Origin of the sequence: Kibdelosporangium persicum (assembly GCF_013280595.1) — a bacterium.
Taxonomy (GTDB): domain Bacteria; phylum Actinomycetota; class Actinomycetes; order Mycobacteriales; family Pseudonocardiaceae; genus Kibdelosporangium; species Kibdelosporangium persicum.
This window is the reverse complement of record NZ_JAAATY010000007.1, coordinates 260,745-280,647: the sequence shown is the minus strand read 5'-3', so window position 1 is coordinate 280,647 and position 19,903 is coordinate 260,745. Positions and strand designations below refer to the sequence as shown.

General features: G+C 67.7%; 21 protein-coding genes. 4 read left to right on the top strand and 17 right to left on the bottom strand.

Features of this window, described 5'->3' with window-relative positions; genetic code table 11:
• Window positions 1–11 precede the first annotated feature (11 nt).
• From GC106_RS15835 to GC106_RS15820, 4 genes are read right to left on the bottom strand one after another with little or no spacing between them, the layout of a single operon-like run.
• Window positions 12–1,031, bottom strand: coding sequence for an ArsO family NAD(P)H-dependent flavin-containing monooxygenase (locus GC106_RS15835; protein ID WP_173130472.1), 1,020 nt, complete (start codon window positions 1,029–1,031; stop codon window positions 12–14).
• Complete coding sequence (arsB, locus tag GC106_RS15830; RefSeq protein ID WP_246365758.1) at window positions 1,028–2,092, bottom strand: ACR3 family arsenite efflux transporter; 1,065 nt, start codon at window positions 2,090–2,092, stop codon at window positions 1,028–1,030. The genes GC106_RS15835 and arsB overlap by 4 nt, the downstream gene beginning before the upstream one ends.
• Entirely contained in the window at window positions 2,092–2,394 is a 303-nt protein-coding gene (locus GC106_RS15825) for an ArsR/SmtB family transcription factor (protein ID WP_312872675.1), read from the bottom strand. Before GC106_RS15825 ends, arsB begins: the two co-directional genes overlap by 1 nt.
• Window positions 2,395–2,433: 39 nt before the next feature.
• Window positions 2,434–2,850 (bottom strand): ArsR/SmtB family transcription factor, encoded by a 417-nt coding sequence (locus GC106_RS15820; RefSeq protein ID WP_173130469.1) that lies wholly within the window; start codon window positions 2,848–2,850, stop codon window positions 2,434–2,436.
• A gap of 264 nt (window positions 2,851–3,114) precedes the next feature.
• Between GC106_RS15820 and GC106_RS15815 the strand changes: the two genes are divergently transcribed.
• A complete protein-coding gene (locus GC106_RS15815) occupies window positions 3,115–5,223 on the top strand; it encodes a PhoX family protein (protein ID WP_173130466.1) in 2,109 nt (702 codons plus the stop codon).
• Between the two features lie 90 nt (window positions 5,224–5,313).
• Here GC106_RS15815 and GC106_RS15810 read toward each other — a convergent pair whose 3' ends face one another.
• The 7 genes from GC106_RS15810 to GC106_RS15780 form a co-directional block, all read right to left on the bottom strand.
• The gene (locus tag GC106_RS15810) at window positions 5,314–5,679 is read right to left on the bottom strand and encodes an ArsR/SmtB family transcription factor (RefSeq protein ID WP_312872674.1); all 366 of its coding nucleotides are present in this window, start codon (window positions 5,677–5,679) and stop codon (window positions 5,314–5,316) included.
• A 12-nt stretch (window positions 5,680–5,691) separates the two neighbouring features.
• The gene (locus GC106_RS15805) at window positions 5,692–6,513 is read right to left on the bottom strand and encodes a winged helix-turn-helix transcriptional regulator (protein WP_173130463.1); all 822 of its coding nucleotides are present in this window, start codon (window positions 6,511–6,513) and stop codon (window positions 5,692–5,694) included.
• Between the two features lie 5 nt (window positions 6,514–6,518).
• Window positions 6,519–7,289, bottom strand: a complete 771-nt coding sequence (gene pstB / locus GC106_RS15800; protein ID WP_312872681.1) for a phosphate ABC transporter ATP-binding protein PstB — start codon at window positions 7,287–7,289, stop codon at window positions 6,519–6,521.
• A gap of 155 nt (window positions 7,290–7,444) precedes the next feature.
• Window positions 7,445–8,338, bottom strand: a complete 894-nt coding sequence (gene pstA, locus GC106_RS15795) for a phosphate ABC transporter permease PstA (RefSeq protein ID WP_173130446.1) — start codon at window positions 8,336–8,338, stop codon at window positions 7,445–7,447.
• Complete coding sequence (gene pstC, locus GC106_RS15790) at window positions 8,338–9,270, bottom strand: phosphate ABC transporter permease subunit PstC (protein ID WP_312872672.1); 933 nt, start codon at window positions 9,268–9,270, stop codon at window positions 8,338–8,340. Before pstC ends, pstA begins: the two co-directional genes overlap by 1 nt.
• A 50-nt stretch (window positions 9,271–9,320) precedes the next feature.
• Window positions 9,321–10,289: a PstS family phosphate ABC transporter substrate-binding protein gene (locus GC106_RS15785; protein ID WP_173130444.1), complete on the bottom strand. Its 969-nt coding sequence runs from the start codon at window positions 10,287–10,289 to the stop codon at window positions 9,321–9,323.
• 192 nt (window positions 10,290–10,481) lie between these two features.
• Window positions 10,482–10,763 (bottom strand): ArsR/SmtB family transcription factor, encoded by a 282-nt coding sequence (locus GC106_RS15780; RefSeq protein ID WP_173130442.1) that lies wholly within the window; start codon window positions 10,761–10,763, stop codon window positions 10,482–10,484.
• A 169-nt stretch (window positions 10,764–10,932) separates the two neighbouring features.
• Between GC106_RS15780 and GC106_RS15775 the strand changes: the two genes are divergently transcribed.
• Complete coding sequence (locus GC106_RS15775) at window positions 10,933–11,574, top strand: arsenate reductase ArsC (RefSeq protein ID WP_173130440.1); 642 nt, start codon at window positions 10,933–10,935, stop codon at window positions 11,572–11,574.
• Window positions 11,575–11,708: 134 nt separating this feature from the next.
• A complete protein-coding gene (locus GC106_RS15770; RefSeq protein WP_173130438.1) occupies window positions 11,709–12,110 on the top strand; it encodes an arsenate reductase ArsC in 402 nt (133 codons plus the stop codon).
• Between the two features lie 117 nt (window positions 12,111–12,227).
• Here the strand turns inward: GC106_RS15770 and GC106_RS15765 are convergent, their stop codons facing one another.
• From GC106_RS15765 to GC106_RS15755, 3 genes are read right to left on the bottom strand one after another with little or no spacing between them, the layout of a single operon-like run.
• On the bottom strand, window positions 12,228–13,298 hold the full coding sequence (locus GC106_RS15765; RefSeq protein WP_173130436.1) for a flavin-containing monooxygenase: 1,071 nt from the start codon (window positions 13,296–13,298) through the stop codon (window positions 12,228–12,230).
• The gene (locus tag GC106_RS15760) at window positions 13,291–14,526 is read right to left on the bottom strand and encodes an MFS transporter (RefSeq protein ID WP_312872671.1); all 1,236 of its coding nucleotides are present in this window, start codon (window positions 14,524–14,526) and stop codon (window positions 13,291–13,293) included. The genes GC106_RS15765 and GC106_RS15760 overlap by 8 nt, the downstream gene beginning before the upstream one ends.
• A gap of 6 nt (window positions 14,527–14,532) precedes the next feature.
• Window positions 14,533–16,098 carry an FAD-dependent oxidoreductase gene (locus GC106_RS15755; protein ID WP_173130434.1) on the bottom strand — a complete coding sequence of 522 codons (1,566 nt, stop codon included), beginning with the start codon at window positions 16,096–16,098 and terminating at the stop codon, window positions 14,533–14,535.
• A gap of 100 nt (window positions 16,099–16,198) precedes the next feature.
• Between GC106_RS15755 and GC106_RS15750 the strand changes: the two genes are divergently transcribed.
• Window positions 16,199–17,095, top strand: coding sequence for a helix-turn-helix domain-containing GNAT family N-acetyltransferase (locus GC106_RS15750; protein WP_173130432.1), 897 nt, complete (start codon window positions 16,199–16,201; stop codon window positions 17,093–17,095).
• 301 nt (window positions 17,096–17,396) lie between these two features.
• Here the strand turns inward: GC106_RS15750 and GC106_RS15745 are convergent, their stop codons facing one another.
• The 3 genes from GC106_RS15745 to GC106_RS15735 all read right to left on the bottom strand — a co-directional run bounded on the left by GC106_RS15745 (window position 17,397) and on the right by GC106_RS15735 (window position 19,885).
• The gene (locus tag GC106_RS15745) at window positions 17,397–17,621 is read right to left on the bottom strand and encodes a hypothetical protein (RefSeq protein ID WP_173130429.1); all 225 of its coding nucleotides are present in this window, start codon (window positions 17,619–17,621) and stop codon (window positions 17,397–17,399) included.
• Window positions 17,622–18,348: 727 nt separating this feature from the next.
• Window positions 18,349–18,819, bottom strand: a complete 471-nt coding sequence (locus GC106_RS15740) for a PPC domain-containing DNA-binding protein (protein WP_173130426.1) — start codon at window positions 18,817–18,819, stop codon at window positions 18,349–18,351.
• Window positions 18,812–19,885 (bottom strand): asparaginase, encoded by a 1,074-nt coding sequence (locus GC106_RS15735; RefSeq protein ID WP_312872670.1) that lies wholly within the window; start codon window positions 19,883–19,885, stop codon window positions 18,812–18,814. Before GC106_RS15735 ends, GC106_RS15740 begins: the two co-directional genes overlap by 8 nt.
• Window positions 19,886–19,903: the final 18 nt, after the last annotated feature.

The window sequence follows — 19,903 nt, the reverse complement described above, 5'->3', positions numbered from 1 at the left end:
ACAGAAGCGAGTTACCGCCGTGTGAGTTGGGCTGCGATCTCGTTCGCCGCCGCACGAGCGGTCGGTCCGACGCCGATCAGTGTCGCCGACGCGGGGCCGGTCCAGTCTCCATAACCGAGGAGATGCAGCCGCGGCTCAGCCACCACTCGGGTGCCATCGGTTCGCACGGTTCCATCCCGGCCGCGCAGCTGCAGCGGTGCGAGGTGCCCGAGAGCGGGCCGGAAGCCGGTGCACCAAATCACGGCATCAGCAGGCTCCACGACATCCGTCCACGCGGGACCACTCTCGGTGATGCGGTCGAACAGGGGACGGGCGCGAAGCAGCCCAGCGTCCCTGGCGGCGCGGACCTGCGGGACAGCGACAATGTCGCCGAGAGCGGCCACGCCGCCGGTCTCCTGCCGCCGAGAGGCGATATCGAACAAGGCTCGCCCGTCGATCTCGTCAGGCAGGTAGCGCGGTGGGCGCCGGGTGACCCACGTCAAATGCGCGACCTCGGCGAGGTCCGCGGCGATCTGCGCGCCGGAGTTCCCGCCGCCCACGACGACCACACGCTGGCCCGCGAACTCGTCTGGGCCGCCGTAGTCCACAGTGTGCAGTTGACGGCCGAGGAAGTCGGCCCGTCCTCGAATGGCGGGGATGAACGGCCGCCACCAGGTGCCGGTCGCACTGATCACCGCGTCGGCCCGCCACGTTCCCCCATCCGTGGCGATCTCGAACTGCCCGTCGGTGCGCCGGACCGCGGTCACCCGCACTGGTCGGCGGACGTCGAACTCGTAGCGCTTCTCGTACGCCGCCAAGTAGTCCACGACGTGATCGGCAGGCGGGTAGCCGCGGTAGGGCGGCATCGGCCAGCCGGGCAGCGAACTGTGCTGAGCAGGTGAGAACAGGCGCAGCGAGTCCCAGCCGTGCAACCAGGCACCGCCCGGGGTTGTCTGCGCGTCGAGCAGGACGAAGTCGAGCCCGGCCCGCCGCAGGTAGAAACCCGCGGCCAGGCCGGCCTGCCCGGCTCCGATGACGACGACCTGGTTCATGCCACCCAGCGACGGCGTAGCCAGAGGCTGACGTACACCAAACCGACGAGAACAGGGACCTCGATGAGCGGACCGACCACACCGGCCAACGCCTGCCCGGACGCGACACCGAACACGCCGATCGCCACGGCGATGGCCAGCTCGAAGTTGTTGCCCGCCGCGGTGAACGCGAGTGTCGTGGTGCGCTGATAGGACAGTCCGCAGGCCTTGCCCAGCAGGTAACTGCCGCCCCACATCAACGCGAAGTACACCAGCAGCGGCAACGCGATCCGGGCAACGTCCAGCGGCCGTGACGTGATCGTCTCGCCCTGCAGCGCGAACAGCACGACGATGGTGAACAGCAGCCCGTACAGCGCCACCGGCCCGATCCGCGGCAGGAACCTCGCCTCGTACCACTCCCGGCCCCGGGACTTCTCGCCGAACCGGCGGGTGAGGTAGCCGGCGGCGAGCGGGATGCCGAGGAAGATCAGCACACTGCGGGCGATCTCCCAGGCGGAGATGTCCAGCGTCGCGGTGTCCAGGCCGAGCCAGCCCGGCAGCAGTTCGAGGTAGAACCAGCCGAGCACGCCGAACATGATCACCTGGAACACGGAGTTCAGCGCCACCAGGACCGCGGCGGCTTCACGATCGCCACACGCGAGGTCGTTCCAGATGATCACCATCGCGATACACCGGGCCAGGCCGACGATGATCAGCCCGGTCCGGTATTCGGGCAGGTCCGGCAGCATCAGCCAGGCCAGGGCGAACATCAGCGCCGGGCCGACGACCCAGTTGAGGACCAGTGACAGCCACATCGTGCGCTTGTCGCGGGTGACGGTGTCGAGCCGGTCATAACGGACCTTGGCCAGCACCGGGTACATCATCAGCAGCAGGCCCAGCGCGATCGGCAGGGAGACCTCGCCGATCTTCACCGCGTCCAGCACGCCCTGCAAACCCGGGACGAACCGGCCGAGCAGCAGCCCCGCGGCCATCGCGAGACCGATCCAGACGGGCAGCAGCCGGTCCAGAAAGGACAGGCCGCGCAACACGTCCGGTTCGGCGGCGGGTTGGGTGGCGGTCATCAGCAGGGCCTCCTGCTCTCGGAGTGGCTACGGGCACGCTCGGCAAGGGCAGCGAGGTGATCAGCAGTGGACTGCAGCGGCTCGGGACGCAACCGGTAGTAGGTGAAGCGACCGTACGGTTCTGCCTCGACCACACCGGCTTCACGCAGCAGACGGAGGTGATTGGAGATGTTCGTCTGTTTCGCGCCGGTTTCCTCGACCAGGTGACACGTGCACAGTGCCTCACCGGCCAGCAACTGCACGATTTGCGCGCGCAGCGGGTCGGCCAGCAACTTGATCACATCAGTCGCCACTGGTATCACGCGGCGATGATAGGAGGTGGGTCGTCCGCCGTGAAGCGTTCAGCAGCGAGTGTTACGACGCCCACGTTTGGTCGGCGCCTTTTTGTCCCGGAACGGGCCGCCGGGACGGATGAGGCGCTCGATCAGATCCCACGGTTTGTCCGCCACCTGATACCAGCTCCAGGTCCCGCGCCGTTCGCGCTCCAGAATTCCGGCCTGGACCAGGACTTTGAGATGATGACTGAGCGAGGACTGCGGCATGTCGAACTCGTCGGCCAGGTCACAGAAACACGCCTCACCGCTGGGGGCCTGGCGGACCAGTGCGACGAGCTGCAGCCGGATAGGGTCGGCCAGGGCTTTGAACAGGCTGGCCGCCGCAGCGGAGTCGTCCGGATCCAGCGGTTCAGACCCGGCGGGCAGCGCGACCAGAGACACCACCTCATCCACGTTCTTCACTCCGGCTGCGTTGCGTGCCATGGTGACATACTGATCAAAGCAGGTGAACGTGCGGTGAACACCAGCCGATCACCATACGCCATCCGGCTGGGCGTTCCCGGTAGCGCAATCCCTTGTTGCCGTGGTGCGAATGCTCGGGCACCCACCGTGACGCCCGGCTCGCGACATCCGAGGGGTTCGCTGACTGTTCACCGAGCCGTGGCCGGAACGGGAGTCGGAGCGCTTACGGTCCTGGATCGAGACTTTCCGATCGAAAGTCGGTGGTCTCGTTCCCGGATTGACTCCATGGAGGTTTTTGTGCCCCCGCATTCCGAAGCCGGGCAGCGGATCGTTCCGCTGCCGGTCATTCCTGCCCACGAGGGCGGCCGTGCCGCTTTGACTTGCCGCTACCGCTGTGGGGATGCGTGTTTTCACCAGGCCCCGAACACCTCGGGCAACCCATACCTGGGTGACGTGATCGCGAAGGCTCTGTCGCGGCGGTCGCTGCTGCGGGCAGGGTCCGTGGTGTCCCTGGGCGCAGTGGGCATGGCCGCGGCGGCGACGTCCGCTGCCGCAACTCCCGCTGGCGAGGCGGATCTGACACTGGGACGCGGCCGGCAGCCGAAGGGACTGCAGTTCGAGCCGGTGGCGCCTAACAAGCTGGACCAGGTTGTCGTCGCGCCCGGTTACGAGCAGGCAGTCGTGGTCCGGTGGGGTGATCCGGTCCTGCCCGGCGCACCGGCGTTCAACCCGGGACGGCAGACCGCGGCGGCCCAGGCCGCCCAGTTCGGATACAACTGCGACTACCTCGCCGTGCTGGACCTGCCGGGCGAACCGCGCCGGGTCGTGATGGTGGCCAACCACGAGTACACCGACGAGGTGCTGATGTTCGCCGGCTACAACGCGGCGAATCCGACGCGCGAGCAGGTGGAGATCGCCTGGGCCGCGCACGGCATGAGCGTGCTCGTCCTGGCCGAGGACCACGATTCGGGCCGGCTCACCCCAGTGACCCGCCACCGCCTCAACCGTCGCATCACCGCCACGACCCCCCATCTGTTCACCGGACCTGCCGCAGGCAGCAAGCTGCTCAAGACGTCGGCCGACCCGACCGGCACGCGGGTGCTGGGCACGTTGAACAACTGCGGCGGTGGCACGACACCGTGGGGCACCGTGCTGTCCGGTGAGGAGAACTTCAACCAGTACTTCGGCAACGCCGACCTTGTCACCGATCCCACGGTCAAGGCCCAGCTGGCCCGCTACGGCCTGCGCGGTCTGGCCAGTGAGCGCAAGTGGGAACGGTTCGACAAGCGCTTCGATGTCTCCCAGGAGCCGAACGAGACCAACCGGCACGGCTGGATCGTCGAGATCGACCCGTTCGACCCGGACTTCGTGCCGCGCAAGCGCACCGCGCTGGGCCGGTTCAAGCACGAGGCCGCCGAGCCGCGGCTGACCCGGGACGGCCGGGTCGTGCTGTATATGGGCGACGACGAGCGGTTTGACTACTTCTACAAGTATGTCTCCCGTGACCGGGTCAAGAAGGGCAACAGTCCGGCCGCACGGAAGCACAACCTGACCCTGCTGGACGAGGGCACCCTGTACGTGGCGCAGTTCACCGGTGACAGCCCGGCCGCGGAGATCGACGGCAGCGGCAAACTGCCCAGCGACGGCGAGTTCGACGGTCGTGGCAAGTGGATCCCGCTCGCCAGCGGCAACCGGTCGTTCGTACCGGGGATGAGCGCCGAAGAGGTCTACGTGTTCACCCGGCTGGCCGCGGACAAGGTCGGAGCGACCAAAATGGACCGGCCGGAGGATGTGGAACCGCACCCGCAGACCGGAACCGTGTACGTCGCGTTGACCAACAACTCCGACCGCGGCGCCGCCGGCAAGGCGGGCCCGGACGAGGCCAACCCGCGCACGCGCAACCGTCACGGTCAGGTCATGGAAGTCATGGAGTCGCACAACGACGCGGCGGCGACCAGCTTCACGTGGCGGTTGTTCCTGGTGTGCGGCGACCCGGCCGATCCGAGCACCTATTTCGCCGGGTTCCCCAAGGACAAGGTCAGCCCGGTGTCCTGCCCGGACAACCTCGCGTTCGACCGGTACGGCAACCTGTGGATCGCCACGGACGGCAACGCCCTGGGCTCCAACGACGGGCTGTTCGGGGTCGCGGTGAGCGGTCGCGACCGCGGTCAGGTCAAGCAGTTCCTCACCGTGCCGATCGGCGCCGAGACCTGCGGTCCCATCATCAGCGAGAAGCGCGTCATGGTGGCGGTGCAGCACCCTGGCGAGGTCGACGGCGCCAGTGTGGAGAAGCCGGTGTCGGTCTGGCCGGACGGGCCGGGCAATCTCACGCGCCCGTCGGTGGTGTCGGTGTGGCGTAGCCGCGGCAACTGCCGCATCGGCGAGGACGACTAGACGCCCGGTCCTCCAGCCGGGTGAGGGTGGTCCGGAACAACCAACCCTCAGGGGCGGCTCCCGGCTGCTGGGAGCCGCCTTCTCGCCGGGCTACCGGGGAACAGCCGCGCGCAGCGGGCCACCGGGGCGGATCAGAGTCTCCAGCCGCTCCAAAGCGTCCTGCCCCACCCGGTACCAGCTCCAGGTCCGTCGCCGTTCTCGCTCCAGGATTCCCGCGTCGACCATGATCTTCAGGTGATGGCTGAGCGACGACTGCGGCATGCCGAACTCGTCGGCCAGGTCGCAGAAACAGACTTCACCGTCCGGAGCCTCGCGGATCCGGGTGAAGATCTGGACCCGGACGGGATCGGCCCACGCCCTGAACAACTCGGCCGCTGTCATCGCCTCGGCCAGGTCGAGCGGATCCCGCCGACGTGGCGTGCCAGCTCGCACTGGGTCGCGCTCTGCTGCCGCCACGACTCAGCCTCCTCAGGCCGGGTGCCGGGGCCGCGGCGGACTCGTCGGCTCACGGTCAGGCACAACGAACTGATAGCCCAGACCGCGGATGGCCTTGATCCACTGCGGATCGTTTTCGTTGTCGCCAAGACGTTTGCGCAGACGCAGGATGTGAACCGTCAGGGTGTTGCTCTTCGTCGAATGCCGTCCGCCCCAGACCGCGTTGAGCAGTTCATCACGGGTGTGCACGGCACCCACCCGTTCGGCGAAGTACCGCAACAACAGAAACTCCCGCATGGGCAGCTCGATCCGCTCGCCGTCGAGCCAGATCTGCGGGACCGCACCATCGACCTTCAGCCGGCCGAGGTCGATCTCCATGGGGCGAACCGAGATCTGTTCGGATTCCGGCGCGAACGAGGTGAGCAACGCGACCACATCCCGCGCCCGGTACGGGCGGGGTACGACCACGCTCGCTCCCGCGTCGGCCGCCCGCGCGGCGAAGTCACCGGACCCCGCGCCGGCCCCGGCGATGATCGGCACCTCTGGGTCGTCCGCCCGGACGATGCGGATGAACTCGACCGGGTCCAGGCGGCCCACCGCGGGGCCGAGCAGGACGATGTCCGGGCAGGTACGACCGAGCACGAGCAACGCCTCCGCTGGGTCGCCGCAGGTACGGATCTCCAGCGGTTGCCCAGCCACCGCGGTGGTGAACTCATGCACGACGTCGCCGTCGTGATCCACGAGCAGCACCGCGAGCCTGTTCTGGACACGTCCGCCGGCGGCGAGGCAGGCTCGCCGCCGGACGTGGAACTGGGAGTTGTCCGACTCCCAGGCGGGCAGAACCGGACTTTGCATGGCGGTCAGCCGAATCGGCCGGTGATGTAGGCCTCGGTCCGTTCGTCGGACGGGTTGCCGAAGATGTGCTCGGTGGTGTCGAACTCCACCAGCCGCCCAGTCCGGTGCCCCATCTCGTCGGCCTCGGCGGTGAAGAACCCGGTGCGCTGCGAGACACGAGCGGCCTGCTGCATGTTGTGCGTGACGATGATGATCGTGTAGGTCTTGGCCAGCTCGGCCATCAGATCCTCGATCTTCGCCGTGGCGATCGGGTCCAGCGCGGAACACGGCTCGTCCATCAGGATCACCTCCGGGCTGGTCGCGATCGCCCGCGCGATGCACAACCGCTGCTGCTGACCACCGGACAGGCCGAACGCGTTCTGCTTGAGCTTGTCCTTCACCTCGTCCCACAACGCCGCACCGCGCAGCGCCCGCTCGACGAGCTCGTCCATCGAGTCGACCTTCATGCCGGTCACCCTGGGGCCGTAGGCGACGTTGTCGTAAATGGACTTCGGGAACGGGTTCGGCTTCTGGAACACCATGCCGACCCGGCGGCGGACCTCGATCACGTCCACATCCGGCCCGTAGATGTCCACCCCGTGGTAGGCCACAGTGCCCACCACCCGAGCTCCCGGCACCAGGTCGTTCATCCGGTTCAGGCACCGCAGCACAGTCGACTTGCCGCAACCGGACGGGCCGATCAGCGCGGTGATCTCCTTGCTGCCGAACTGGACGTTCACATCGGTGACGGCACGGAAGTCCCCGTAGTAGACCTCCAGGTCCTTGAGCGTGATCACACCGTCGGGTGCTCCCTCCACAGGTGAATGCTCGTTGCCGCGCCATACTTCGACGTGCCCTGGGGGCTGCGCGATCTCGCCCGTCGCGTCCTTGTCGGCTGGGGTCACAGTGTCATGCTCCGCTCGAGTCATCGGGTATCGGTCTCCTCCCCCGGTCACCAGCGACGCTGGTAGCGGTTGCGCAGCCAGATCGCGATGGCGTTCATGGCAAGCAGAACGATGATCAGCAACAAAATGGTCGCGTACGCCAAGTCGCGGTACGCGTCGCGATCCTCCGGCACCAGGGTGTAGATCTGCACCGGAAGCGTGGTGTACCGGGAGAACACGCCGTCCGGGTTGAAGGTGATGAACGTCGTGGCACCGACCAGGATCAGCGGCGCGGCCTCACCGATCGCCCGCGACAGCGACAGGATCGTGCCCGTGGCGATACCGGAGATCGCCGCCGGCAACACCTGCTTCCACGTGGTCTGCCACGGCGTGGCGCCCAAGGCCAGCGATCCGGCCCGGATCTCCTCGGGCACAGCTCTGAGCGCCTCTCGGGTGGTGATGATGATGACCGGCAGGATCAGCAAGGCGAGAGCGACACCACCAGCCAGGACCACCGCGCCCACGGACAGCGGCCCGCGCACGACGAACGCCAGCACCAGGATGCCGTAGATGATCGTCGGAACCGCGGCCAGGTTCTGGATGTTCAGCTCGATCAGCCGGTTATACCAGCGTTTCGGGTCGGCGTACTCCTCCAGGTACACCGCGGCGGCGATCCCGAGCGGGACCGCGATCACCGCTGTCAGACCGATCACCCACAGCGTGCCGAACAACGCCGACTGCACACCCGCGGTCTCCGGACGGATCTGCGACGGCTGCCGGTCCAGCAGGTTCCCGTCGAGCCTCGCCACACCCTGCTGAATGATGGTGAACAGAACGAAGAACAGAAACGCGCAGATGATCGCCATGCACGCCCACAGGACGGCTGTGAACACCATCGAGGCGGTACTGGACCGGCGTCCGGAACGCAGACGCTCGCCGAACGAAACTGTCGTGGTGGTCATCAGTAGGCCTGCCTGTACTTGCGCACCAACCGGATGCTGATCATGTTGATCAGCAAGGTCAACAGGAACAGCAGCGAACCGACCGCGAACAGCGAGTAGTACACCGGACTGCCCTCCGGGGCGTCTCCGCTGGCGATCTGCGCGATGAACCCGGTCATCGCCTGCGCGCCTTGTGTCGGGTCCAATGTCATCTTCGGTTGCAGGCCCGCGCCGATGGTGACGATCATCGTCTCACCGACCGCCCGGGAGATGCCCAGCACGATCGCCGCGACGATGCCGGACAACGCGGCCGGGAACACCACCCGCACAGTCGTCTTCATCCTGTTGGCTCCCAAGGCATACGAGCCCTGCCGCAGCGCCAGCGGGACCGCGGACATGGCGTCCTCGCTCAGCGACGCCACGGTGGGCACGATCATGAAGCCCATCACGATGCCAGGGGCGAGCATGTTGAAGATGCCATTGAACTGGAAGATGTTACCCAGCAGCGGGGTGACGACCGTCAGTGCGATGAATCCGAACGCGACAGTTGGGATACCGGCCAAAATCTCGAGGATGGGCTTGAGGATCTTGCGCGCTCGCGGGGAGGCGTACTCACTGAGGAACGCCGCCGCACCCAAACCGAGCGGCACGGCGACCAGCAGGGCGATCGCGGTCATGACGAACGTGGCGGTCACCAGCGGCAGCACACCCCAGGACTTGTCGTCCCAGCTGGCCTTGTTCCCGAAGCCGACCGTCCATTCGGTCCCGAACAGGAACTCGCCGATGCCCACGTGACTGAAGAACTCGGTCAACGGGGCGAACAACGACACCACGATGCCGACCGTGACGACGACCGACAGCAGCGCCGCACCAACCAGGAACGCCTTGATCACGCGTTCCCCCATCCGGCGGCGCTGCTGCGTCAGGTCCACGCTGGGCCCCTGCCACAGCACGAAGTGGTCCCCCGACGCCGAGGGACCACTCCTGCGGGTCTGGCGGACCGTCACTTGCCGCCCGCCTGCGCCTTCAACGCGGCCAGTGCCTCGTTGGCCTTCTTCTTCTGCTCCTCGGTCAGCGGCACGAACCGGGCCGTCTTGACGATCTCCTCGTTCTTCTCCAGGTAGAACTCGGCGAACTTCTCGACCTGCTTCTTCTTCAGACCAGCGTCCGACGGGTAGACGAACAGCGGCCGCGCCAACGGCGTGTACGTACCGTCCTGCGCGGTCTTCACCGACGGCTCGACACAGCCCTTGCCGCCGTCGACCTTGAGGGCCTTGAGCTTGCCGGCGTTCTCCTCGAAGTAGGAGAACCCGAAGTAGCCAAGGCCACCCTTGGACCCGCTGACGCCCTGGACGGTGATGTTGTCGTCCTCAGTGGGGTTGTAGTCGGTGCGGCTTGCACCTTCCTTGCCGTTGATCGCGCTTGTGAAGTAGTCGAACGTGCCCGAGTCCGACCCCGCCCCGTACAAGGCCATCGGCTCGTTCGGGAACTTCGGGTCGACCTCGTTCCAGTTCTTGACCTTGGAGTTGGGCTCCCAGATCTTCTTCAACTGTTCGACGGTGAGACAGTCGACCCAGTTGTTGTCCTTGTTGACCACGACCGTCAGCGCGTCGTTGGCCACCTGCAGCTCGGTGTACTTGATTCCCTTGTCGGCGCAGAGCTTCTTTTCCGCCTCCGTGATCGCCCGGGACGCGTTGGAGATGTCGGTCTCACCGGCACAGAACTTCTTGAAACCACCACCGGTACCCGACGTCGCGACCGTGACCTGGACGCCCCGGTTGGCCTCCATGAACAGCTCGCCCGCGGTCGCCGACAACGGCTTCACCGTGCTCGATCCATCGATCACGACCGGACCGGACAGCTGCTCACCGCCGCTCTCGCCGGTGCCGGTGCCGGCGTTCTCACTGCCTCCGCAGCCGGCCAGCGCCAACGCGGCGGCCACAAAAACGGGTGCCACACGCGCGAATTTCACCTGGCGGATGGTCACTGGTGTGCCCTCCTGATGGGTGCCGCCCCGCCTCAGGGCGATCTGTCAAACCCGCGATCGCGGGACTCTTGCATCGAAGAGTGTCGTTCTAAACAGCAGGTGAACACGCCGTGACAGCGCCGCATCGGATCGAAAAAACTCGACGCAGCGGAAGCTGGTGAATCTGCCGCATGCCGCTCACCGCAGCAGGAAATCGATCACGTCAAGCTGGTCTGACCGGGGTGAATACCAGACCCAGTGCCCCCTGCGCGCCGAGCGGACCAGTCCGGCGTCGACCAGGACACGCAAGTGATGACTGACGGTCGACTGGGACACGCCGACGCTTTCGATCAGCTCGCCCACACAGGCTTCGCCACCGGGCGCGGCACGCAACAGGCTGAGCAGTCGCACCCGCACAGGATTGGCCAGCGCACGACACACCAGGACCACGCGCACTGCGACCGCATCGTCATCGGGCAAGTCCGCGCCATCAGGCACCGTGGCCACCAAAGACCCCTATCTCCCGTTCACCCAGAGGAAGCGATGTGCCACACAGCGTACGTTCTGGATTGACAAGAGTCGATCCACACTGCTGTGCTGTCCCGCGTCGAAACAGCGCTCAGCGGAGTGCACGGGCAGGGAGCCGATCATGACTCGCGCCACCGAAGGCCTTCCCCAGCACCACATCGGGGATCAACTGCACCGGATCACCGACGAGCTCGCCGAGAAGTTCCAGGGCGTGTTCGCTCGCGGGACCGTCGGGCGGTTCGTCTACGAAACCTACGACCTGCTGGAAGCCCGCGCGACCGTCACACTGCACCTGGCCTCACTGACCGCAAGGTTCGCCAAGCAACGACTTACCGACTACGGCCGCGCCCAGGGCCTAACCCCCATCACCGCGCCACAGGTGCTGTTCATCTGCCTCCACAACATCGGCCGCTCGCAGATCGCCGCCGCGCTGCTGAACCACCACGCTTCCGGCAAAGTGGCCGTCCGTTCCGCGGGCAGCCACCCACAAGACCAGATGCCCGACACCATCACCGACGCGCTCGCCGAACTCGGCATCCCACTGACCGAGGCGTACCCGAAACCGCTCACCGACGAGGTCGTGCGCGCGGCGGACGTCGTGGTCACCATGGGATGCGGCGACGCCTGCCCGGTCTACCCGGGCAAGCGCTACCTCGACTGGGACATCCCCGACCCGGTCGGCGCGCCCCTCGACCAGGTCCGTCGCATCCGCGACGACATCGGCCACCGCATCCGCGGTCTCCTGTCAGAACTGTCCGACTGAACAGTCGCATGTGGACGACAAGGCCGTTGTGGCCCGCGCGGGCATCGACCATGACACGACGGCTGCGCAGCAGCCTGGTGATCGGGTTGTACCGTTACAGCCAAGACCAGGACAACTGATCAGAGGAGTACGTGGTGGCGAACGTTCCTGAAGTCCTGTTCGTCTGCGTGCACAACGCCGGCCGTTCCCAGATGGCTGCCGCGCTGCTGCAGCACTACGGGCTCGGCCGCATCGCCGTGCGCTCCGCAGGTTCCGACCCGGCGGGCACAGTCAACCCCGCCGCGGCCGAGGCGCTCGCCGAGTGGGGCTTGGACATTACCGCCGAGGTGCCGTCCAAGCTGACCACTGAGGACGTCGAAGCGTCCGATGTGGTCATCACTATGGGCTGCGGCGACACGTGTCCGGTGTTCCCTGGCAAGCGTTATCTCGACTGGCAGCTCGACGACCCGGCGGGCAAGGGTGTGGATGCCGTCCGGCCGATCCGGGACGAGATCGACCGCCGAGTTCGTCGGCTGGTAGCTGAAATCCTGGACTAGACAAGGCAGTCGGCGACCGTGCCGCAAGCTCGTGGAGCACGTCCGGCCGATCCGGGACGAGTTCGGCCGGACGTGCTGCACGAGCGTCCGAAACCCGCGTCTTGCGCGGTCTGGTGGTTACAGGCCGATGGTGGCGGGCGCGTCGCGGAGGTGGGCGACCAGAGCAGTGATGACGTGCCCGGCGTCACGGTGCACACCGCGCAGGGTGTTGGAGGAGAACGACCGTTGGAACTCCAGTCCCACGTACACCAGGCCGGGATGGGTGACCGAGATCCCGCCGGAGTGACGAGGCATGCCGTGCTCGTCGAGGGCGCCCAGCGGGGTGAGGTAGTCCAGGTGCGGGCGGTAGCCGGTGGCGAAAAGGACGGTATCGACCTTGTCACGAGTGCCGTCGGCCCAGACGACACCGTCACCGTCGAAGGTGCTGAACATCGGGCGCCGGTCCAGCCGCCCGGTGGTCAGGGCAGTGCGGTAGTCGCCGGTGTCCAACACCAGCGTTCCGCCGACATAACGGATCAGCCATTCCGGGGGCAACTGATCAAAACCGCTGGTCACCAGCCAGTGGTGGACGTCCTTTCCGCCGCGTCGCTGGGGCAGGAACGTGATCGGACGGCGGGTTGCCAGGGAAACCGTGGCGACCTCGGCCAGTTCATAGCCGACCTGCACAGCGGAATTGCCCGCGCCGACCACGATGATCCGTTCACCGGCATGCTGTTTGGGATTCCGATAGTCAGCGACGTGCAGCACTCGCCCGCCGAACCTTTCCTGACCGGGTAAGACCGGCATGTGCGGGTTGTCGAAGGAGCCGGTCGCGGCCACTACCCCTGCCGTGTGAAGGGTCGTGCCCGCGGAGGTGTGCACGAGGTATCCGCGCTCGTCGTGGGCGGTCACCGCGGTGACCGGGGTGTTGGTGCGGATGTCTGCGTCCACGTCGGCGGCGTAGCGACGCAGGTAATCCACGACCTCGTCGCGGTGGGGGTAGTGGTCGGGCTCGCCGGGAAAGTCCAGGCCGGGCATCCCGCTGTGCCCGGCCGGGGAGAACAGGGTGAGGCTGTCGTAGTAGCGCGGCCATGAGCCGACCGGCTCCGGTCCAGCCTCCAGCACCACCGGGGTGAGGCCGTGGCTCCGGAGGATGCGGGCGGCGGTCAGGCCGGACTGGCCCGCGCCGATGACGACGACATCAATCACGAAATCGAGTCCTTTCATCAGGGTTGTGGGTCGTGGCCAGCGACAGCAGGGCAGCGGCGACGGTGACCGCGCCCAGCGCGAGGAAGGTGATCGGGTAGCCGTCGAACAGCTCGGCCAGGGCGGTCGCGGCGAACGGCGCGAGCGCCATCGCGATCGTCAATGGAGCCGAGAGCAGCCCCGTGAGCCGGCCGTAGTGCGCCGTTCCCCACCGGTCAGTCACGGCGGTGGCATGCAGCAGGGTGAACACCCCACGGGCCATGCCCGCCATGATCGCCGCGCCGATCAGCGCGGTCACGGAGGTGAGCAGGCCCAGCAACGCGGTGGTGGCGCCCATAGCCAGCAGAACCAGCAGGGTGCGGATACGCACGCTGGTGTGCCGGGTCAGCACCCCGTAGCCCAGTCGGCCGGCGACCTGACCGGCGCCGCCGAGGCCGAGGGCCACCGCCGCGGTGCCGGTGTCCACGCCCCGTTCGGCCAGCAGCGGCACCAGGGTGATCACGACTGCGAACGTGGCGAACCCGGCCACACTCATTGCCGTCACCAGGGCCAGGAACGCGCGGCTACGCGCCACCCGGGCCGGGTCGGCGGCCTGGGCGTGCTGCGGCTCTACCGTGGGACGGGGCGGCCAGGGCAGACGCAGGCCCACCCAGTGTCCGGGGATCGTGACCATGGCGAGAATTCCGGCGAGAACCAGGTAGGTGCCGCGCCAGTCCAGGTGCGCCGACAGCCAGGCGGTCAACGGGGCGAACACGGTGCTGGCCAACCCCGCGGCCAACGTCAGCACCGTGAGCGCGTGGACCCGGTTGGGGCCGTGCCAGCGGGTCAACGCGGCGAACGCCGGTGGGTAGAGCACCGCGCCCATGGCCACCCCGGCAAGCAGCCACGCCCCGAGGAACCACGCCACATTCTGGGCAGTGGCGACCGCGACCACCGCCGCCACCGCCAGAAATGACCCAGCGGTCATCACCCCGCGCGGCCCCTGCTGGTCCAGCCATCGCCCGACCGGGATACCGATCGCGGCGGCGACCAACTGGCTGGCCGACAACGCCGCGGTCAGCGCCGTGGCCGACCAGCCAGTCGCAGTGGTGATCTGCCCGGCCAGCACCGGGAAGGCGTAGTAGAGCACGCCCCAGCTGGTGATCTCCGTGGTGCACAGCACCACCAACACTCGCCGCAGCCCCGCACGGGTCGCCGGGTCCGACTCGGCCGGCGTCTGCGTCGTAGCCACGCCAGGTCAGCGAGCCAGCGAGGCCGACAGCGACAGGTTCTCGGCCCCGGCAGGTGCGCCGCAGGATCCGCCGGCCGCGCCCACCACCTCGCCGTCACCAGCAGCATCGACGGTAGGGTCGGCGGTGCCGGTGTCCAGCATGGCCTCAAGCTGATCGGCGACCAGTACGGCAAGCTGATCGGCGGCGGTCGCCTCGATCTCCAGTTCGTCGGCTGCGGCACGCACCGCGGCATGCAGGTCGGAGGTGACCGCGTAATGGGCGATCGTGGCCGACACCAGCCTGGCCGGCACGTCCGCGGGCAGACCAAGGCGGACGGCGGCATCGGCGGCGATGGCGCGAGCCCCGGCGGTCACCGAGCACACCCCGGTCTCGGGCAACTCCAGCTGCACATCGCGCGCTGCCGACCAGTCACCGGCTAGGGCCGCGCTGATGGAGCGGACCTGCTCGTACCCGGTGGCCAACAGGAACGTCGGCGCTCGGCCATAGGACTTCATCCCGACGATGAAGTAGTTCGGCTCGGGGTGCGACAGCTCGTCCACCCCGTGCGGGCGCACTGTGCCGCAGGAGTGCAGGTTCGGGTCGATCAGCGGCGCCAGCGCCCGGGTACACCCGACAGCTGGGTCGAGGTCGAGCCGCAACTCGTCAGCGATCGAGTGGTCTGGCCGGAACCCGGTCGCGGCCACGACCCGGTCGACCGTCACCGACTGCCCATCGGCGTCGACCGCCACCCGGCCGTCAGCGGTGGGCCGCACGGCGCGCACGCCGAACCCCGTACGCAGCTCGATCCGGCCGGACTCGATGAGCATCCGCAGCCCACTGCCGAGGGCACCACGACCGGGCAACGCATCGGCGTCACCCCCGCCGAACGCCCGATCCGCGCTCGCACCGCGTACTGCCCACGTGATGCGGGTGGCCGGTGCCGTCTCGGCAAGCTCGGCGAGTGCCAGCAGAGTGTTCGCCGCGGAGTGCCCGGCCCCAACCACCAGCGTGTGCACACCGACGTACCTGTCCCGGTCGGCGCCCAGCACGTCCGGCAGCGCGGTAGCGATGACCTCGCCCATCTGCTCCTCGCCGCGGGCCGGCAACCCGTTGGCCCCCAGCACATTGGGCTGCCGCCAGGTACCGGAAGCGTCGATCACCGCCCGCGCGGACAACTCCTGGCCATCGGCCAACCGCACCACGAACGGCGCCTCCGCCCGGCCCGCGGTACGTACCCGGTCGACGCCCTCGCGAGAGATCGCCGCCACGCGCGCCCCATAACGTACGTGCGGCGCGATTGCCGGGTGCGCCGCCAGCGGCGCCAAGTACTCGCTGACCAGCCCAGCGCCGGTCGGCAACACCTCGGCGTCGGGCAGTACCCAGCCGGTGGGCTCCAGCAGCCGCCTGGCCGCCGGATCGGTGTTGTACTGCCACGGGCTGAACAACCGGATGTGCGCCCACTCCCGCACCGAAGCCCCCGGCCCGTCACCGGCCTCGACCACCATGAACGGCAGGCCCCGCTCGGCCAGGTGCGCCGCGGCGGCCAGCCCCACCGGCCCCGCACCGATCACCACGACAGGCAGGTCACCCATCCCAAACCCCTTTCATCGATACCGCTCGATTGATCAGCCAGACAATATCGAGCGGCATCGATGAACGCAACTATCGAGGACGATCGATACAATGGCGCCCATGCCGATCGCGCTGCCCCAGGCCCAGGTCCTGCCAGCTGCCGAGGCAGCCACCTACGCCGACTGGTTCGCCTGCCTGGCCGAACCAATGCGGGTGCGACTGCTGCATGCCGTGGCCACCAGCCCGAAAGGCGTCACCGTGGGCGCGCTGACCGAGATCCTCGGTACCAGCCAGTCCACGACCTCCCACCACGTCCGCAAACTCGCCGACGTCGGCTTCGTCCACCTCCGCAAGGAGGGCACCGCCACGATCATCACCATCAACCAAGCCTGCTGCTCCGGCCTGCCCCACGCCGCCGACGCGATCATGGGCCTGCTCGCACCTCGCCCCTGCTGCCCAGACAACGTGCCCGCCGACGTCACCGTCCGCGCCCTCAGACCCGACGACTGGACAGCCGTGCGCCGTATCTACGGCGAAGGCATCGCCACCGGGCTGGCCACTTTTGACACCACGGTGCCCAGCCGGGCCAGCCTCGACGCCAGCTGGCTGCCCGACCACCGTTGGGTCGCCGAGATCGACGGCGAAGTCGTCGGCTGGACCGCCGCCAGCCCGGTCTCCACCCGCGACTGCTACTCAGGCGTCGCCGAAACGGCGGTCTACGTAGCAGAAAGCCACCGCGGCCGCGGCGTCGGCAAAGCGTTGCTGCACAAGCAGGTCACCGACGCCGACACGGCCGGTCTCTGGACTCTCCAAACCTCGGTCTTCACCGAGAACCGGGCAGCCATCGCCCTGCACCATGCCGCCGGCTACCGCACCGTCGGCATCCGCGAACGCATCGCCCAATTCGACGGTATCTGGCACGACACCGTCTTCCTGGAGCGCCGCTCATCTTCCGGCGTGCTGAGCCACGATCAGCCGAACCCTTCGCCTCGAACAGAATCAGAGCGAACTGGCTGAACTCGTTCGCCGCCTTCTCGACGTCAGGGCGCAGGGTGTTGAGCCCGGATGTCGCGACGCGAGGCGAGGTACCCGTAAGGCGATCGCCTGTGCGTGCGCTGCCACGCGGTCATGGACGGTGATAAATACAAAGCCCAGCGCCGCAACCATCAACTCGTCGAGGCCGACGCAGCCTTGATCGGTCTGGTCACCGTGGACAAGGTGCTCGACCAGTTGCTACCGAGCGAACCTGGGCTGTGCCACGCTGTGCAGGACGAACAAGTGCCCGGAGAGACAACGCTCTCCGGGCGCTCTGAATGGGTTATTTCGCCGCCGCGTCGAGTTCTGTCAGGGCCGCAGCGAGCCGGAAGTACTTATTGGTGCCCAGATCACGCACGGTTTTGATACCGAAGGCGGCGGCGAGTTTCTCGGCATCACCCTCGCTGACGCCGGACAGGGCCGCCACGGGTGCATCGAGTACTTCAGCGACGGTGAGGTTCTCGTAAGCCTTGTCGAGTTGCTTGGCCAGGTCGGCGGAAACGGCCATGAATGACGCTCCCTTGTTCGCTCGGGACGGAATGACGAAGAGTTCGGTGAGCTGGATCGACTGGGCGAGTAGCTGGTCCTTCCAGCTCTTGAGGTCCGTGCCAGCCCAGCCGTCGGAGGCGCGTTGACGTGCGCGGTCCGAAATTTGGCGTCCTCACCAACAATCACTCGGTGATCACCGCTGCGCGGAGCCGCATCGATCAGCAGCATCGACCGCGTCGTGCTCTCGCTGGGCAACGGCCACACCTCCCAGTCCGCGCGCTGGATGCTGCTGGCGAGGCAGAGCCAAACTGCGGCGTCGCCCTCGCATTATCCAGCAGTTGGCGGCATGGCCCGCGCACGCCAGTCCCATAAACCACTCAATACGGTGACACGCGCGGAGCAAACGTTCGCAACCCATCGCCGACCCATGGAACGCACCCCCTGAGCTCGAGGCAACGGCGGAGAACGGCATCGATGCCATCGTCGATGCCGACTAGGGGGTAGATGCGTTGAGTCGTCTGCACACTCAGCCGCGAAGCGATCCGCACCGACCAGGCGACCTCCGCGTTGTGCAGGGCCGAGACCCCGATCCCAGCGCGCCGCCCCGAGGTCGGCGGCTCGATCCGCCTCACGCAGATGCTGGCCGCGGTTCCACTGAACGTCCCGCTGGCACCGCGCTGGGGCAGCACCGGTAGGACGACGGCGAGGTGGTGGCTCACGCGATCGCGTGGTGGCCGCAACCGCCGCTACTCGTCGTTCGGTTGGAAGCGCAGGAGGGGGACGTCGTAGAGGTCTGGTTGGCGGACGCGGTGCATCTGTGGGCTGGCGACTTCGATGACGAGCATCTCGGTGAGGAACTGGACGGTGGCGCCGAGCAGGTGGCTGGTGTGGCCGGTGGCGCTGTGTTCCTTGAGGCCGACCGCGACGTGGATGTGTGGGGCGACCTGGTCGTTGACCGGGTCGTAGGCGAGGGTGCCGCCGCCGAAGGCTTCGACGTTGGTCAGGTGGACCTTGGTCCACACTGGAGCGTTGGGGTCGTCGAGCTTGTCGCAGGTACCGACGATCTGGACCTCACTGAAGCCGGCGATGAAGCCGGGGATGTAGCCCTGGCGCACGCCGTGCTGTTGACAGAACTCGGTCAGGGCGGTGAAGAAGTCGTCGCCGTGGTCGAAGGCGACGGCGAAGCTGCGGCCGAGGGTCAGTTCGTGGCTACGCACGGGCGGCTCCCTGCAGGGTGCTGGCTGGGTGGCTAGAGCGCGGGTTTGTGGCGTCATGTCCGCCGCCGGCTTGGGCGAACACGGCATGGATACCGGCCAGGTCGTGTCCCGTGGCCAGGAGGTGGTGTAGCAGGATGCGGGCCTTGAGCGGATCGAGGAACCCGGCCGAGATCAAGCCCCGGCCCAGCAGGTCGGACTCGGAGCCGGGGAACGCGTAGGTGCGGGCGAGCACAGAGCCGGCCCCGGTACGGGAGGCCAGTACCACGGGCATTTGGGCGGCCAGCTTGGTGAGGGTGTCGACGACGCGTTTGGGGACGTGTCCGACGCCGAAGCCGGCGACGATCAGCCCGTCCAGGCGATCAGCGGCGGCTTCCAGGAGGGTGCCGGAGTCGCCGAGCACCATCGTGACCAGGCCGACCTCAACCGGGCGGAACTCGCCGGTCGTGGGGACGGTGGTGCGGCTACTCGGGCGGTTGAGTACTCGGGGCTGTCCTTCCACGACGTAGCCGAGTGGTCCGCCGTTGGCGGAGACGAATGTGTATCCGCTGGTGGAGTGCGTTTTGCGGACGCGAGCTGCGGCGTGGATCTCGTCGGCGAACACCACCAGGGTGCCGAGGTCGCGTGCGTCGGGGCTGGCGGCGGTCTGCACCGCGGCGAGCAGGTTGGCCGGGCCGTCGGCTCCGGCGAGGGTGGGGTTGCGCATGGCCCCGGTCACGACGATGGGCTGCGAGCGGGTGTGGGTGAGATCGAGCAGGTAGGCGGTCTCTTCGATGGTGTCGGTGCCCTGGGTGATCACTATGCCGTCCGCCCCGGCGGCGAGTTTCTGGTCGATCGCGCTGGCCAGCGCGGCCAGGTCGTCGAAGGTCAACGATGCGCCGGGGACGCGGCGGAAGTCCTCCACATCGACGGCGATGCCGGACTCGGCCAGCCCTGGCACCGCGGCGACCAGCTGGTCGGCGGACAGCGCGGGTACAACGCCGCCCGCGTCGCTGGTGGTCATGGCGATGGTGCCGCCCAGGCCGAAAACGACCACTCGGCGTGCCAGCGTGGTGGAGGGTTCGGGCACAGGTATCCCTTCCAGTGT